Below are 234 nucleotides of genomic sequence, written 5' to 3' on the forward strand. Positions count from 1 at the left end.
AATACAGGGACAATTGTTTCTGTAAGTGATGGGATTATTCGTGTTCACGGTTTAAGCGATGTGATGCAAGGCGAAATGATCGCCTTACCAGGTAACCGTTACGCAATGGCACTTAACCTTGAACGTGATTCTGTTGGTGCGGTAGTAATGGGTCCTTACGCAGATTTAGCGGAAGGTATGGAAGTACAATGTACTGGCCGTATCCTTGAAGTACCAGTTGGTCGTGGTTTATTA

1 pseudogene is annotated in these 234 nt (G+C 44.4%); it reads left to right on the forward strand.

Going from position 1 to position 234, the window contains the following annotated elements:
- Positions 1-234: pseudogene (locus tag CUZ56_RS15580) on the forward strand (F0F1 ATP synthase subunit alpha); the annotation flags it as partial.

The sequence above is a fragment of the Saezia sanguinis genome (genome assembly GCF_003991585.1).
In the GTDB taxonomy this organism is placed as follows: Bacteria; Pseudomonadota; Gammaproteobacteria; order Burkholderiales; family Burkholderiaceae_C; genus Saezia; species Saezia sanguinis.